Annotated in this window: 7 protein-coding genes; 5 read left to right on the forward strand and 2 right to left on the reverse strand. The window is 70.6% G+C overall.

The genetic code is table 11. The features are described from left to right. The first annotated feature begins 125 nt into the window (after positions 1-125). The gene (locus tag CW359_RS15920) at positions 126-9215 is read left to right on the forward strand and encodes a GH-E family nuclease (RefSeq protein ID WP_105970589.1); all 9090 of its coding nucleotides are present in this window, start codon (positions 126-128) and stop codon (positions 9213-9215) included. After that, on the forward strand, positions 9202-9612 hold the full coding sequence (locus CW359_RS15925) for an ankyrin repeat domain-containing protein (protein ID WP_105970590.1): 411 nt from the start codon (positions 9202-9204) through the stop codon (positions 9610-9612). The genes CW359_RS15920 and CW359_RS15925 overlap by 14 nt, the downstream gene beginning before the upstream one ends. Before the next feature lie 42 nt (positions 9613-9654). On the opposite strand, the gene CW359_RS15930 is transcribed toward CW359_RS15925, so the two are convergent. Next, positions 9655-10878: a PucR family transcriptional regulator gene (locus CW359_RS15930; RefSeq protein WP_105970591.1), complete on the reverse strand. Its 1224-nt coding sequence runs from the start codon at positions 10876-10878 to the stop codon at positions 9655-9657. 111 nt (positions 10879-10989) lie between these two features. On the opposite strand from CW359_RS15930, the gene CW359_RS15935 reads away from it, so the two are divergent. The 3 genes from CW359_RS15935 (at position 10990) to CW359_RS15945 (ending at position 14527) form a co-directional block, all read left to right on the forward strand. Further along, positions 10990-11916 (forward strand): proline dehydrogenase family protein, encoded by a 927-nt coding sequence (locus tag CW359_RS15935; protein WP_105970592.1) that lies wholly within the window; start codon positions 10990-10992, stop codon positions 11914-11916. A 62-nt stretch (positions 11917-11978) separates the two neighbouring features. Beyond that, positions 11979-13610, forward strand: coding sequence for an L-glutamate gamma-semialdehyde dehydrogenase (gene pruA / locus CW359_RS15940; RefSeq protein WP_105970593.1), 1632 nt, complete (start codon positions 11979-11981; stop codon positions 13608-13610). A gap of 56 nt (positions 13611-13666) precedes the next feature. Then, complete coding sequence (locus tag CW359_RS15945) at positions 13667-14527, forward strand: alpha/beta fold hydrolase (protein WP_105970594.1); 861 nt, start codon at positions 13667-13669, stop codon at positions 14525-14527. Position 14528: 1 nt separating this feature from the next. Here CW359_RS15945 and CW359_RS15950 read toward each other — a convergent pair whose 3' ends face one another. Then, positions 14529-16451, reverse strand: coding sequence for a glycoside hydrolase family 97 catalytic domain-containing protein (locus CW359_RS15950; protein WP_232838417.1), 1923 nt, complete (start codon positions 16449-16451; stop codon positions 14529-14531). Positions 16452-16483: the final 32 nt, after the last annotated feature.

Consider the following 16483-nt stretch of genomic DNA (forward strand, 5'->3'; position numbering starts at 1 on the left):
TTCTTTACTAGTGGCGCGTGCATGCCACCCAGCAGGATTCGTGTGCGTTAGGTGTGGCCTGTGTGTGGGTTGTGTGCACGGACAACTTCCGAGTTCGCTGTTGCTGCGAAGGGTCGGGGCTGGTCATGGCCGGTCGGGTGTGGGGACACAGACGCTTTATTCCGCTGCTGCTGGGCATCGCCCTGCTGGTCTCGCTGCTCTCCGGCAGCGGTTGGCGGGCCGTCGACGACCCCGTGCCCGTGGCCGACGCGCAGCCGCTGGGCGGCTGTGTTCCCGGCTCGGAGGCGACGGAGAAGGGGCCGATCGCCGCCGAGTCCGCGCCGGTGACGACGGAGTGGGTGGTCCCGGGCACCGGCGTCACCAAGGTCGTCGCGCGGGACGGCGCCGAGGCGGCGCTGGCGCCGGAGGCGGTGGACCGGCCGACCGAGATCGGCGTCCAGCCGCTGACCGAGAGCAGCCTGCCGAGCCTCGGCTCCGGCATGGACAACATGACGGCGGGGCCACGCGGTTACCGGTTCACCCCGACCCCGCACACCTTCGAGACCGACCTCACGGTGACCCTGCCGTACGACCCGGACGCGGTGAAGACGGCCGGGCTCACCCCGAACGACGTGCGGACCTTCTACTTCGACGAGGCGGCCGACTGCTGGCAGCCGCTGGAGCGGATCGCGGTCGACGAGGAGAAGCAGGTCGTCGTCTCGCGGACGAACCACTTCACCGACATGGTGAACGCGACCGTCACCGCGCCCGAGGGCCCCGAGCAGATCAGCAACGACCCGAACCAGCTCAAGGGCATCCAGGCCGCCGACCCGGCCACCGGTGTCAACCAGATCTCCGCCCCGGCCCCCAACAACCAGGGCGACGCCCGGCTCGCCTATCCGCTGGAGCTGCCGGGCGGCCGGGCAGGGCTCGCGCCCTCCCTCTCCATCGGCTACTCCTCGGCAGGTACCGGCAGTTGGCTGGGCAGCGGGTGGGAACTGGCCGCGCCGTCCGTCTCCGTCGACACCCGCTGGGGCGTCCCGCGCTACGACGCCGCCCGCGAGACCGAGACGTACGTCCTCGGCGGCGAGCAGCTCACCCCGGTCGCGCACCGGTCCGAGCCGCAGCCGCGAAGCGAGGGCGACAAGGTCTTCCACACCCGGGTGGAGGGTGGCTTCGCCCGCATCGTCCGCACCGGTGACTCGCCCAAGACGTACGGCTGGGAGGTCACCGACAAGTCCGGGGTCCGCTATGTCTACGGCGGCGAGGGCGCCGTCCTCACCGACGACGAGGGCCGGATCTTCTCCTGGGCGCTGCGCGAGGTCCGCGACCCGCACGCCAACACCGTGCGCTACGACTACGCCACGGTCGAGGACGCGGGCGTGGCCGGCGGGACGGTCGCGGGCCGCGAGCTGTACGTCAAGAAGATCGCGTACACCGGGCACGGCGACACCGACGGCCCGTACACCGTGACCTTCGTCCGGGACCGTGAACTGGCCGAGGAGCGCCGCCCGGACGTGTCCATCGACGCGCGCGGCGGCTTCAAGCGGGTCACCGCCGATCTGCTGCGCCGGGTCGAGGTGCGGTTCCGGGACGAGCTGGTGCGCGGCTACGAACTCACGTACCAGGAAGGCGCGTTCCACAAGACGCTGCTCAAGTCGATCGGCCAACTCGACGCCGAGGGGCGGGTCTTCACCGAGCACGAGTTCTCGTACTACGACGACATCCGGGACGCCGACGGCGCCTACGACGCGTTCGCGCGGGTCGACTGGTCCTCGCCGGACGACAATGTGCGCAACAGCCGGGTGAACGGCGTGCGTTCGGGCGCCGGGGAGGCCGGAGCCCTCAACGGCAACACCTCCACCGGCGCGGGCGGGCATCTGTACGTCGGCTTCGGCGCGCGGCCCTCGAAGAGCGGGTCCGTCGGGGTCAAGGCGGGCTACAGCCGGTCCACCGACGAGGGGCTGCTGGCCCTGCTGGACGTGGACGGCGACAACCTGCCCGACAAGGTCTTCGAGCGCGGCTCCGGCTACGTCTTCCGCAAGAACCTGTCCCGTCCCGGCGGCCGGCCCAGGTTCGCCGAGTCCGTGACCGCGCTGCACAACCTGCCCGGCCTGTTCCGGGAGTCCGCCAGCAGCCGTACCGCCGGCATCGAGAGCTATCTCGCGGGCGCCCAGCAGCTCGACTACGTCAGCACCGTCTCCACCACCCGGCGCTACTTCGCCGACGTCAACGCCGACGGCGTGGTCGACCTCGTCAACGGCTCCTCGGTGCTGTTCGGCCGGGTCGGCACCGACGGCGAGGTGACCTACGGGTCGGCCGCCGACACCCCCGCCCCGATCGGCACCGGCACGGTCGACGTGGCGGGCGCCCTGCCCGACCTCGCCGCCGAGCGGGAGCGTCGTATCGCCTCCTTCCCGCTGGTCGACTCGGTGCGCAGATGGACGGCGCCGTACGACGGGACCGTGGCCGTCACCGGTGGGGTGGCCCTGGAGGAAGTCGCCGCCGCGCTGCCCGAGTTCGCCGATCCGGACGGTGTGCGGGTCGCCGTGCAGCACGAGGACCGGGAGCTGTGGTCGGCCCGGATCGCGGAGAACGACCGCACCGAGCGCGTCCCCGAGGGCATCGACGCCATCGAGGTGAAGCGGGGCGACCAGCTGTACTTCCGGGTCGGGTCCGTGTTCGACGGCGCCGCCGACCAGGTCGCGTGGGACCCGGCGATCACCTACACCGGCTTCGCGGCGACCGACGCCAACGGCCTTGCCCTGCACGCCTACCGGGCTTCCGGCGACTTCACCCTCGCCGGGCGCGCGGGCAGTATCGAGGCGCCCGTCGCGGGCACCCTGCGGCTGACCGGTGACGTGACGAAGACGGCGGCCCTCACCGACGACATCACCGTCCTGATCACCCGCGACGACGACCCGGTGGTCGAGCGGACCATCGACGCCGCCGACACCGGCACCTTCCCCGTCGACACCTCGGTCACCGTCACCAAGGGGCAGAAGCTGTCCTGGCGGATCAAGGCGGACTCGCCGGTCGACGTCGGCAAGGTGGAGTGGGCGCCCCTGGCCGAGTACACCGAGGGCGTCGAGGGCGAGCAGAGCTTCAGCCCGCCGTACGACATCGACACCTACGCCACCGGCGGCGCCGTCCAGCGCGCCTACACCGCCCCCGGCGGCCCGCTCACCGTCACCCCGCGTATCGAGGGCGACGCCGACACCGTGGTCCTCACCGTCAAGAAGCACGGCGCGCTGCTCGCGAAGCGGACCGTCCGACCGGGCACCGAGGAACCGTCGTTCCAGGTGGCCGCCGAACCGGGCGACGACCTGTACTTCGACGTCACCGGCACCGGTGTCACCTCGGCGCAGGTCACCGTCAACGGCGACACGGACAACCCGGTCGCCGCGACCGTGCACACCCGGATCACCGAGGGCGTCTTCGCCCGCCCGTACCGGGGCTGGTCCGCCGTCGGCTACAACGGCAACGGCGACCGCGCCGAACAGCCCGTCCGCCAGGCCGACTTGACCGGCGAGACCATCCCCTCGCGGCTGCCCGAGGACGTGGACCCGGAGCGGGACCGCGAGGAGTTCGAGCAGGACCCGAGGGTCACCCCGCCGGACGTCGTGCCGTTCACCCCGGAGCCGGCGCGCGGGCGTTGGTCCTCGGGTGACGTGTGGGTGGCCGGCGGGAAGGTCGCCAGTTCGCGCTACGGCGGCCAGACCATCGGCCTGCCCACTGCAGCCGCGCTGGCCTCCGTGCAGGCCGTGCCCCGCATCTCCGAGTCGAAGCAGATATCGCTGACCGGGTCGCTCGGCGGGCCCGTGGGCAGCGTCGGCGGCAGTGTCGCCCGGGGCACCTCCCAGGGCGTCCTCGACTACCTTGACATGAACGGCGACGGCTATCCCGACGTCGTCGGCGCGGGCGGCGTGCAGTACACCGACCCGACCGGTGTCCTCGGCGCCACCAGGGGCAGCGTGCCCGGCGGTTCCGTGCGCGAGTCGGAGAACGTCACCGGCAACGCCAGCGCGGGCAGCGCGGCCCGCACCATCACCACCGGCCGGGGCCATGCCGCCCCGCCCGCGGGCGGCACCGCCAACACCTCGACCTCGGGCAACGACATGCCCCCGCTGGGGGTCGGCGGCAACCTCGGCACCGGCAAGTCCGACGGCCGCTTCGACCTGCTCGACATCAACGGCGACGGACTGCCCGACCGCGTGTACGAGGACGGCCGTGCCGCCCTCAACCTCGGCTACCGCTTCGCCGCCGCCGAACCCTGGCCCGGCGGCAAGCTCAACGAGGGCACCAGCTCAAGCTCGGGCCTCAACATCGGCTTCAGCACCGACTTCTACGCCTTCGGCGGCGGCGCCTCCTTCGACCAGACCACGTCGTCCACCAAGAACTCCCTGGTCGACGTCAACGGCGACGGCCGCGCCGACCGCGTCCTCACCGGCAACCCGATCCGGGTCGCCCTCAACACCGGGTCCGGGTTCGCCGAGCCGGTGCCCTTCAACGGCAGCCTCAACGGCATCAACGAGGACTCCAACGCCCGTCTGGGCGGCGGCGCCTACTTCACCGTGCCCTTCTGCCCGCTGTTCATCACCGGCTGCATCATCGTCAACCCGGGCGCCAACGTCTCCACCGGCGCCTCGCGCGCCGAGCAGATGCTGCGCGACATCGACGGCGACGGCCTCGCCGACCACCTCGCCTCCACGAACGACAGCCAGTTGACGGTCGCCGCCAACCGCACCGGCCGTACCAACCTCCTCAAGTCCGTTGCCCGGCCGCTGGGTTCGCGCATCGACCTCGACTACTCGCGCGACGGCAACACCTACGACCAGCCCGGCACCCGCTGGCTGCTCAGCGGCGCGAAGGTCCACGACAACCTGGCAGGGGACGGCCCCGACACCCAGTCGCTGGCCTTCACCTACCAGGACGGCGCCTACGACCGGCTGGAGCGCGAGTTCCGCGGCTACGGCACCGTCACCACCACCCAGGACGAGCTGCGCGCCTCCACCACGCGGTACGAGACCGGCAGCCACTACACGCGCGGCCTGGTCAAGAGCCAGACGGTGGCGGACAGTTCGGGCGCCCTGTTCACCGAGACCCGCAACACCTACGCCCTGCGCGATGTCGCCACCGGCGAGCCCGCCGACGGCGGCTCCACCGGCGCCACGCTCTTCCCGCAGCTGGTGAGGACGGAGTCCCGCTGGTACGAGGGCGAGGCGGAACCCGGCCAGAGCACCTCCGTCGAGCTGTCGTACGACGAACTCGGCAACGTCGTCCGCACCATCGACCACGGCGAGGCGGGCGCCGCCGACGACCTGGTGACGCGGACCCGGTACACCGAGTGCGCCGACACCCACATCGTCGGCGTCGCCCGGGCCGTGGAGGTCTTCGGCGGCGGTGAGCGGAGGCGTTCGCGCGAGTCCGAGGTGGACTGCGCGACGGGCGACATCACCCGCCACACCGCCCGACTGGCCGACGGCACCGAGGCGGTGACCGATCTCGAGTACCACGACACCGGCACCCTGAAGTCGGTCCAGGAGCCGGAGAATCACCGGGGCGACCGCTACCGGCTGAGCTACGGGTACGACGAGCCGACGGGCACCTACGTCACCTCGACGAAGGACAGCTTCGGCTACCGCTCGACAGGCTCGTACGACCTCAGGTTCGGCGTCCAGACCGAGTCCGTGGACATCAACGAGCAGCGGGTCGGCACGACTTACGACCAGGTCGGCCGGGTCACCTCGGTGACAGGACCGCACGACCACAAGGCGGACCGCCCGACGATCGCCTTCGCCTACCGGCCCGACGCGGAGGTCCCGTACGCGGTCACCCGCCACCTCGACCGCGACTCGGACGGCAAGGTCAAGGGCGACACGATCGACACCGTCACCTTCACCGACGGCCTCGGCCGCGTCGTCCAGACGAAGAAGGACGCGGAGGTCGCCGGCAAGGACGTCATGACGGTCTCCGGCCGCACCGTCTACGACGCCCTGGGCCGCGCGGTCCGGCAGTACTACCCGGTCACCGAACCGAAGGGCGACGCCGACACCGCGTACAACCCGGCCGTCGACACCGTCCGCCCGACCACGGTCGCCTACGACATCCTGGACCGCCCGCTGCGCACGGAGCTGCCGGACGGCACCGTCTCCACCCAGCGGTACGGCTTCGGCACCGACCGGTCGGGCGAGACCCGGTTCGAGACGGTCGCGACCGACGCCAAGGAGAACCGGACCAGCGCCTACACGGACGTACGGCAGCAGAAGACCGCCGTACGCGAACCGGGCGCGAAGAAGGACGACGCGCCGATCTGGACGTCCTACGAGTACGACGCCCTGGGCCAGTTGACGAAGGTCAGGGACAACAGGAACAACACGACGAGGAGCGAGTACGACGACTTCGGCCGCCGCACGGCCGTCGACACCCCGGACACGGGCCGCACCACGACGGTCTACGACCCGGCGGGCAACGTCGTCCGCACGATCACCGCGAACCTCGCCAAGAAGCACAAGGCGATCGAGTACAAGTACGACTTCAACCGGCTGGAGGAGGTCAGGTACCCGGTCTTCAAGGACAACAACGTCCGCTACACGTACGGCGATCCGGGCGCCAAGCACAACGCCGCCGGCCGGCTGACGAAGATCGAGGACGCGGCGGGCGTGGTGAAGCGGGAGTACGGCCCCCTCGGCGAGGTCGTCGAGGAGACCCGCACCCTGCCGGGCCCCCTCCACACGACCAGCGTCTTCACCACCGGCTACCGCTACGACAGCTTCGGCCGGGTCCTGTCGCTGACCTACCCGGACGGCGAGCGGCTGGCGTACACCTACGACAGCGGCGGCCAGGTCACCGCGGCCACCGGCACCAAGAAGCACCACAGTTACGACTACCTGACCTCGCTTGACTACGACAAGTTCGGCCAGCGGACCCGCGTCGAGCTGGGCAACGGCACGGCGACGAACTACACCTACGACGCGGAGGACCGGCGTCTCGCGGCGCTCAACTCGACGCTGCCGAAGGGCGATTCGTTCCAGAACCTGGCCTACGCCTACGACGCGGTCGGCAACCTCACCCGCCAGGAGAACGCGACCGAGCCCGTCACGAGCGGTTCGGAGGCGAGTGGTCCGACCGTCCAGACGTACGAGTACGACAACCTGTACCGGCTGACGAAGGCGACCGGCGCGTACGACTTCGCGAAGAAGAAGTCCGACACCTACTCGGTGTCGACGACGTACGACACGATCCACAACATCACCGGCAAGGCGCAACGGCACGCCATCGTGTACGGGGACGGCGACTTCGAACACGTCCAGAAGGCGACGACCTACACCAACGGCTATGCCTACAAGGGCCCGAGCCCGCACGCGCCCTCACGGGTGGGCGAGGAGTCCCTGAAGTACGACGCCAACGGCAACCTGATCGACAGCGACTCCGACACCTTCGGGCACCCGCGCCGCCAGCAGGTCTGGGACGAGGCGAACCGGCTGGCCTGCGTCCACGACTTCTGGAAGTACGAGACGGTCGACCAGGACCCGTCGTCCTGCGACAAGCCCGGCAAGTCGCCCAACGTCCGCTTCCTGTACGACGCGGACGGCGAGCGCGTGGTCAAGGACGGCGCGCAGACCACCCTCTACCCGAACCAGAACTACTCGGCGCGCGGACTCCAGGAGTTCAAGCACGTCTTCATCGGCACGACCCGCATCGCCACGAAGACCGTGAAGCCCGCCGTCTTCTACGAGAAGGACCAGTTCTACTACCACGCCGACCACCTGGGCTCGACGTCGTACGGCACGGACGAGAAGGGCCGGATCTCCGAACACCTCGACTACTTCCCGTCGGGCGAGGTCTGGGTCGACGAGAACAAGGGGGCCGACAACCCGTACCAGTTCACCGGCAAGGAACTGGACAAGGAGACCGGCTACACCTACCACGGGGCCCGCTACTACGACTCCCGGATCGGCCTGTGGCAGTCGCCCGACCCGGTCATGGGCGACTACCTCAACGGCGAGGGAAACGGGGGCGTCTACCGGTCGGCCAACCTCAACTCCTACGGCTACGCCTACGGAAACCCGGTCGGGAGTCTCGACCCGGACGGCAACATCGTCTTCATCCCCGTCCTCATCGCCGGTGCCAAGCTGGTCGGTTGGGGCATGACCGCCTACAGCGCCTACCAGGCGGGCCAGACCGTCTACAACACCGCGCAGGATGTCGCGGCCGGCCGCAAGACCCTCGGCGACGCGGCCCTGGACGCGGCGCCGGTCCTCGCCGAGAAGGCCGCCGACGTGGCGCTCGGCAAGGTCAAGGCCGTCGGCCGGGTCGGCACCTACCTCGCCGACAAGGCGGGCGACGCCTACCGCCGGGTCGCCAAGCAGGACGGCGCCCTCGACACCGCCGCCGGCTCCCTGGCGAAGACCAAGCCGGGGGACTGCAACAGCTTCGTGCCCGGCAGCGGGGTCGTCATGGCCGACGGTTCCGCGAAACCCATCGAGGACGTACGGGCGGGCGATCTGGTCCTGGCCACCGACCCGGAGACCGGCCGCACCGAGGCCCAGCCGGTCACCCGCCTGATCGCGGGCGAGGGCGAGAAGAACCTGGTCAGGATCACGGTCGACGTGGACGGCGACAAGGGCGACCGCACGGCCCCCGTCACCGCCACCGACGAACACCCCTTCTGGGTCGAGGCACTCGGCCGCTGGCTGAACGCCGAGGACCTGCGGCCGGGGATGCTGCTGCGCACGAGCGCGGGCACCTATGTCCAGGTCACGGCGGTCCAGGCGTGGACGGCACGGCACGAGCGGGTGCACAACCTCACCGTCGGTGAGCTGCACACGTACTACGTGCTGGCCGGCGACGTCCCGGTCCTCGTCCACAACACCGGACCGTGCAACGTCACCCGTGGCCCGGACGGACGCTTCCAGCCGGATCCCAACCGCACGGACACGGACGCGACGTATGATCGCGTCAAGCTCCGCTCGACGACCAAGCAGGACATCCAGAACGCGGCGGTGCGGGACGCCGACGGCAACTTCATCGACCCGAACACCGGCCAGGTCATTCCGGCCGAGGGACCCTTCCACTACGGCCACAAGCCGGGCCTCGAGTACTGGAAGAACCGGGACATGGCACAGCAACAGGGCTGGACCCGCGAACAGTTCGTCGAGTTCGAGAACAAGGCGAGCCACTACCAGATCGAACTTCCCGCCAACAATATGAGTCACAAGTATGAGCAACCGTGATCCGCGTGACCGTCAGGGCAGAACCCCGCTCCACACCGCGGCCTCGCGCGGAGACCTCGCCGAGGCCGAGCGGCTGATCGCCGCGGGCGCCGACCCCGGTGCCGCCGACCGCGACGGCTTCACCCCGTTGCACCTGGCGGCACAGGAGGGCCACGCCGAGGCGGTACGGCTGCTGCTGGACGCCGGTGCGGAGACCGACGCGCGAAACCGGTACGGGAACACCCCGCTGTTCGTCGCGGTGTTCAACTCCCGGGGCAGGGGAGACCTCATCCACCTGCTCCGGGAGCGCGGCGCCGACCCGAGGGCGGAGAACACGAGCGGACAGACCCCGCTGGGGCTGGCCCGCCTGATCGCCAACTTCGACGTGGCCCAGCATTTCGCGGACCTGGACCCCTGACGGATCCCGACTCCTGACGGAAGCCGACTCCTGACGGAACCGTCAGAGCCGCGCCCCCTTCAGCGCCATGTGCAGCAGCAGCCGGTCCTCGCCGTCGTCCAGGTCCAGGCCCGTCAGCCGCTCCACGCGGGACAGGCGGTAGTAGAGGGTCTGGCGGTGGATGCCCAGCTCCGTCGCCGTGCGCGTCGCCTGGCCCGCGCAGTCGAGATACGTCTCCGCCGTGCGGGCCAGCTCCTGGTGGGCGGGGACGAGGAGGGGCGTGACCGCCGGGTCGTGGGTCGCGTCCGGCGGGAGTGCCGTCAGCAGGCGGTACGGGCCGATCGACCGCCACTGCGCGACGGGCCCGAGCCTGGGCTCCGCGCCCACCGCCCGCGCCGCGGCCGACGCCTCCCGCCAGGCCGCCCCCAGCTCGGCCAGCCCGACCCGGGCCGCCGCGACACCGGCCCCGCCCCGCTCACCCGCCCGCTCCAGGAGCCGCCCGGCCGCGTTCGTCGCCGGCGCCGGGGAGTCCGGTGCGCGCAGCCGCAGCAGCACCGCCAGACACTGGGCCGAGGTGCCCCACGGCAGCGTGCACAGGGCGGTCGCGCCCTGCACCGTACGGACGGAGGGGGCGTCGGGCGACGGCCAGGGGGCCACGCAGATCAGCGTGTGCGGGGCGTCGGCCCGGGTGCCGAGCGCCGAGCGGAGTTCCGCGACAGCCGTGTCCCGCTGCCAGTCGCGCTCGGCGGTGAGGACGGCCCGCAGCTCCCGGGTCAGATCGGCGCCGTGCTGCGCCTCGTCGGCCAGCAGCGCGCCGATCCGCGCCGTCACCTCCATGGCGGTCGCCAGCTGCGCCTCCGACGGCCCCGGATCGTCGTCCAGGAGCCAGACATAGCCGAGGACGACACCCCGATGGCGTACGGGGAGACAGATCCGTCCCCGGTAGACCCCCGCCTCCGGGGTGGGCGGAATACGGACCGGCCCGGTCGCCCGGGTGATCCCGAACCCCTCGAACCACTCCCGGACCACCGTCGTCGAACGCCGGGTCAGGATCGAGCGCGTACGCACCGGGTCCAGCGCCGACTCGTCCAGCTCGCCCTCGCTGTCGTACGTACCGAACGCGATCAGCTCGAAATCCCGGTTCTCCAGGGTCGCCGGGGCGCCGAGCAGCTCGGAGATCTCGTCGACCAGGTCCTGGTAGTCACCGGCGTGGTGGGGGGAGGGGGAGGAGGCGGCATCGGCGGTCACCCGCCCATTCTCCCCTTTTCCCCGCTCCCCTTCATACATCTGTCTGAGATCTGTGGCACGGATGCGTGACAGCTGTCGATGGCAGACGATCGGAGCAGTCCCTAGGTTTCACGGTGGTTCTCCGTTTACCGGCCTTTGTGGAGGTGCCCCGTGCTGGGTCCCGTGATTCTCGCCGCCTCGCGCAGCGACCGGCTGCGCCGAGCGATCTCGGCCGCCCCGGTGACCAGGCCGGTCGTCGACCGCTTCATCCCCGGCGAGACGGTCGACGACGTCGTCCCGATCGTCCAGGACCTCACCGACCACGGCCTCGAAGTCACCCTGGACGTGGTCGGCGAGGACATCACGACTCCCGAACAGGCCACCGCCGCCAGGGACGCCTACCTGGAGCTGGTCGAGCGCCTGGGGGACCTGGAACTGGGTACCAGGGCCGAGATGTCCGTGAAGCTGTCGCTCTTCGGCCAGGCGCTGCCCGGCGGCCACGAGCTGGCCCTCGCCAACATCCGGCCCGTCGTCGAGGCGGCGGCGGCGATCGGTACGTCGGTCACGCTGGACGCGGAGGACCACACCACCCTGGACTCGATGTTCGCCATCCACGACGAACTCCGCAAGGACTTCCCGCAGACCGGCTGCGTCATCCAGGCCTACCTCTACCGCACCGAGTCCGACGCCCGCCGCCTCGCCGACAGCGGTAGCCGCGTACGCCTGGTGAAGGGCGCGTACAAGGAGCCCGCCGAGGTCGCCTACCAGCAGAAGTCCGAGACCGACAAGGCGTACGTCCGCGTCCTGAGGACCCTGATGGAGGGCGAGGGCTACCCGATGATCGGCTCCCACGACCCCCGCCTGATCTCCATCGCCCAGGAACTGGCCCGCCGCGCGAGCCGCAAGCTCGACGAGTACGAGTTCCAGATGCTGTACGGCATCAGGAGCGAGGAGCACCTGCGCCTGGCGGCGGAAGGCCACCGGATGCGCGTCTACACGGCCTACGGCACGGACTGGTACGGCTACTTCATGCGGAGGCTGGCCGAACGGCCCGCCAACCTCCTCTTCTTCGGTCGCTCGATTCTCACCAAGGGCTGAGACCAAGGGAATTGGCCCCCGACAACACCCGCTCGCTCGCCCCTCAAGGAGTCACGGAACCCATGGACGCCGTCACCCAGGTCCCCACCCCCGTCAACGAGCCGGTGCGCGGCTACGCCCCCGGTTCGCCCGAACGCGCCCGGCTCGAAGCCAAGTTGAAGGAGCTGGCCGAGAACCCGGTCGACCTGACGATGACCATCGGCGGCGCACGGCGCATGGGCGGCGGCGACCGCGTCGACGTCGTACAGCCGCACAACCACAAGGCCCGCCTGGGCACTTACGCCAACGCCACCCAGCAGGACGCCCAGGACGCGATCGACGCGGCCCTCGCCGCCGCGCCCGCCTGGCGCGCGATGGCGTTCGACGACCGCGCCGCGATCATCCTGCGCGCCGCCGAACTCCTCGCAGGACCCTGGCGCGAGACCCTCGCCGCGTCCACCATGCTCGGCCAGTCGAAGACCGCCCAGCAGGCCGAGATCGACTCCTCCTGCGAGCTGATCGACTTCTGGCGCTTCAACGTCAAGTACGCCCGAGACCTGCTCGCCGAGCAGCCGCCCGCCAACTCCCCGGGCGTCTGGAACCGCCTGGACCACCGCCCCCTCGAAGGCTTCGTCTACGCGATCACCCCCTTCAACTTCACGGCGATCGCGGGCAACCTGCCCACCGCCCCCGCCCTCATGGGCAATGTCGTCGTCTGGAAGCCGTCCCCGACCCAGACCCACTCGGCCGTCCTCCTGATGCGGTTGCTGGAGGAGGCGGGCCTGCCCAAGGGCGTCATCAACCTCGTCACCGGTGACGGCATCGACGTCTCCGAAGTGGCCCTGGAACACCGGGACTTGGCGGGCATCCACTTCACGGGCTCGACGAAGACCTTCCAGTACCTGTGGAAGACGATCGGCGCGAACATCGAGAAGTACCGCTCCTACCCGCGTCTGGTCGGCGAGACCGGCGGCAAGGACTTCGTCGTCGCCCACCCGAGCGCGGACCGGGCGGTCCTGAAGACGGCGCTCACGCGCGGTGCCTTCGAGTACCAGGGCCAGAAGTGCAGCGCGACCTCCCGCGCCTACATCCCCGCGTCGATCTGGAACGACGGTTTCCGCGAGGAATTCGCCGCCGAGGTCGACCAGTTGACGATGGGTGACGTCACCGACCTCACCCACTTCATCGGCGCGGTGATCGACGAGCGGGCCTTCGCCAAGAACAAGGCCGCGATCGACCGCGCGAAGACCGACCCGACCTGCACGATCGTGGCGGGCGGCGCGTACGACGACTCGGTCGGCTACTTCGTCCGCCCGACGGTCGTGGAGTGCACGGACCCGGCCAACCAGGTCTTCACCACGGAGTACTTCGGCCCCTTCCTCGCGGTGTACGTCTACGAGGACGAGCAGTACGACACGATGCTGGCCCAGATGGAGTCGGTCTCGGACTACGCGCTCACGGGCTCGGTGATCTCGGCGGACCGCGCGGCAGCCGCGTACACGATGGAGAAGCTGCGCTACGCGGCCGGCAACTTCTACATCAACGACAAGTCGACGGGCGCGGTCGTCGGCCAGCAGCCCTTCGGTGGCGGCCGGGCCTCCGGCACCAACGACAAGGCGGGCGCCCCGCAGAACCTGATGCGCTGGACGCTGACCCGGGCCATCAAGGAGACGCTGGTCGCCCCGACCGACTACACGTACCCGCACATGGGCTGAATCTCCCTCACGATCTCCCTCGCGCAACGGGTTGTGGGCCGGGCAGACTTCGGCCCATGACCCGGACGGAGCGTGTGCTGACCGATGACGGGACCGCGCTGTGGGCCCACCGAACCGGGCACGGCGCGGAGCCACTTGTGCTCTGCCACGGCGGACCCGGCCTGTGGGACATGTTCGAGGACGTCGCCGAACTCCTCGGCGACGCCGCCTCGGTGATCCGCTGGGACCAGCGCGGCTGTGGCCGCTCGGCCCCGTCCGAGGGCCCCTGGACGACCGAGCGGGCGGTTGCCGATCTCGACGCCGTACGGGCCCACTTCGGCCTGGAGCGGATGACCCTGCTCGGGCACTCCTGGGGCGCGCAGCTGGCCCTGTCCTACGCGCTGGCCCGTCCCGAGCGGGTCCGCGCCCTCGTCTATGTGAGCGGCACGGGAATCGGCCCGGACGCCGACTGGCACGACGCCTACCGGCACAACTTCCGTGCCCGGCTCGCCGAGTCACCCGAACTCCTCGCCCGCTGGAGCGAGTTGACGGACCGTCGGCCGGAGCTGTCCGAGTCCGAGGCGCGGGAGAGCGCCGTACTCCAGTGGTCGGCCGAATTCCCGGACCGGGAGCGGGCGTTGGCGCATGCCCACCGCATGGCCGAGCCCTGGTTCGGCGTCAACCTCGCCTGCAACCAGGCCTTCAACGCCGAGCGGAGGCAGACCTGGGGCACCCCCGACCTGTACGAGCGCTGCCGGGCGCTCGACGTCCCCGTGGTCATCGTCGACGGTCCTGCCGACCTCCGCCCCCGTACGGCGGTCGACTCCCTGCAGCGGGCCCTGCCGCGCGTACGGCGGGTGGTCCTGCCGGAGGCCGGTCATCTCCCCTGGGTCGAGGATCCGACCGGCTTCCGGCAGGCGGTCAGGTCGGTAGTCTGAATCAGTTCTCGCAGGTCGTCCGGCCCGGGTGCCACCGGCAGGCCAGCGCGGCGAAGCCGCCGTCCGTGATCACCGGTACGGCGATGGTGGCACCCCCCTTCGCGACCCGCGTCCCGCGCACCAGCCCCGCCGGACCGTCCGTCACCGTCTCCACCAGCCAGCGCCCGGCGCCCAGCCGCAGCGGCACGTCCGCCGTGTGCGCCGCGCCCGCGAACGTACCGCCGATGAACCACCGTCCGTCCGCCGCCCGTCGGGCGAGCACGGCGGCCCTGCCCGGGTCACCGGTCAGCAGCCGCGTCTCCTCCCAGCGCGCCGGCAACTGCTCCAGATAGGCGCGAGCCTCGGGACGCGCCTCGTACGACTCCGGAGTGCCGGCGAGGTTCTGGATGCCCGACTCGTACAGCACCGTCAGCCCCAACTCACCCGCGTCGGAAGCCACGTTGGGGCGGAACGGGCGGTGGAAGGCGCCCGGGGTGAAGTCCATCGAGCCGATCACGTTCCGGGTGAAGGGAAGCGAGGCCAGCTGCTCGGCGGTGTTGTTGCGCTTCTCCTCCCCGCCCACGCCCTCCATGGTCATGACCTGCGGCCAGGTGCGCTGCATGCCCTTCGGGATCGTGGAGCCATGGAAGTTGACGAGGAGGTGGTGCCGGGCCGTCGCTTCCAAGGCCTCGTCGTACCAGCGCATCCGCGCCTGCGACTCCGAGTCCATGAAGTCGATCTTCACGCCCTTGACGCCCCAACTCGCCAGCGTGCCGAGCCACTTCTCCCGCTCGACCGGGTCGGTGAGCAGCGTGTAGTGCAGCCACACCTGGACCCCGACGCCCTTGGCCGCCGCGTACCGCACCAGCTCCGGCATCCAGCTGTTCGTCTGCCAGTCGGGGTCGATGACGTCCCACTCGCCGGGCTTGTAGTACCAGCCCGCGTCCACGACCTCGTACGGCCACTTCCGCTCGGCCGCGTAGTCGACATACCTCTTCTGCGCGGCCAGGCTCTGCCCGGCCTCCTTGCCGCCCGCGAGCCAGGTCCACAGGGCCGGGCCCGGCTTGATCCAGGAGGTGTCCCGGACCTTGGAGGGCGGGGCCAGGTCGTCGACGAGGGTCGACTCGGTCACGGTGGCCAGATCGCCCGTGACGATCGTGCGCCAGGGTGTCCTCAACGAGCCCTCGACAGCGACGGGTTCGTCGTTCCAGAGGCTCACCCTGTACGTCGGCGAGTTCGCCTCGTGGGTCAAGTGGGCGCCCGAATAGGTGCCGTTGAGGTCGGACTCGGCGATCAGCGCGTAGCCGCCGGGGGTGTTGAACAGGGCCTGCATCGAGTAGGAGCCCGCCGGGGCGGCAGCCGCCGACTCGTAGCGTTTGAAGGGGAGTTCGTTGTCGGCGCGGTAGGCGTTGATGACGGCCTGGCTGCCCGTGGGGAGCGTGAAGGCGGACGTCTCGCGCAGGACGTTCCCGGTGGAGCGCGGCAGGACGTAGCGGTAGGCGACACCGTCCCCGGCGACCCGGACCAGCAGATCGAGCCGGGCACCCTCCGCCGTACGGAAGCGGAAGCGGGACTCGGTCATCCGGGCAACCCGCGCACGGGACTTGCCCGTTGTGGACGCATAGCGCTCGGTGACCGTCCGGGTGGTGCGGCCGGTCAGCTCCAACCCCTTGGAGAAGTCGGCCTGTTCGGTGACCAGGCCCAGGGGGGAGGGGGCGAGGATCTGCTCGCCGGCCCGTCTCACCGTGATAGTCGGCTGCCCGTCGGCCGGGTCCAGCGCGACGACGGCCGTGGGGGAGGAGCCGGGCGGGGCCTTCACCTCCCAGGCCGCCGCCGGTCCGCCGGTATGCGCACCCGCCGGGACGGCGGTCACCGCCGCGGCGAGTAACGCGGAACACAGAGTCAGCGCGATCGACATGAAGTACCCCTTCAGTCGTTCAGTCATCCGATGACTGTGAGGCTGCTGGGTGACAATGG

This window comes from Streptomyces geranii (assembly GCF_002954775.1).
Lineage (GTDB): Bacteria > Actinomycetota > Actinomycetes > Streptomycetales > Streptomycetaceae > Streptomyces > Streptomyces geranii.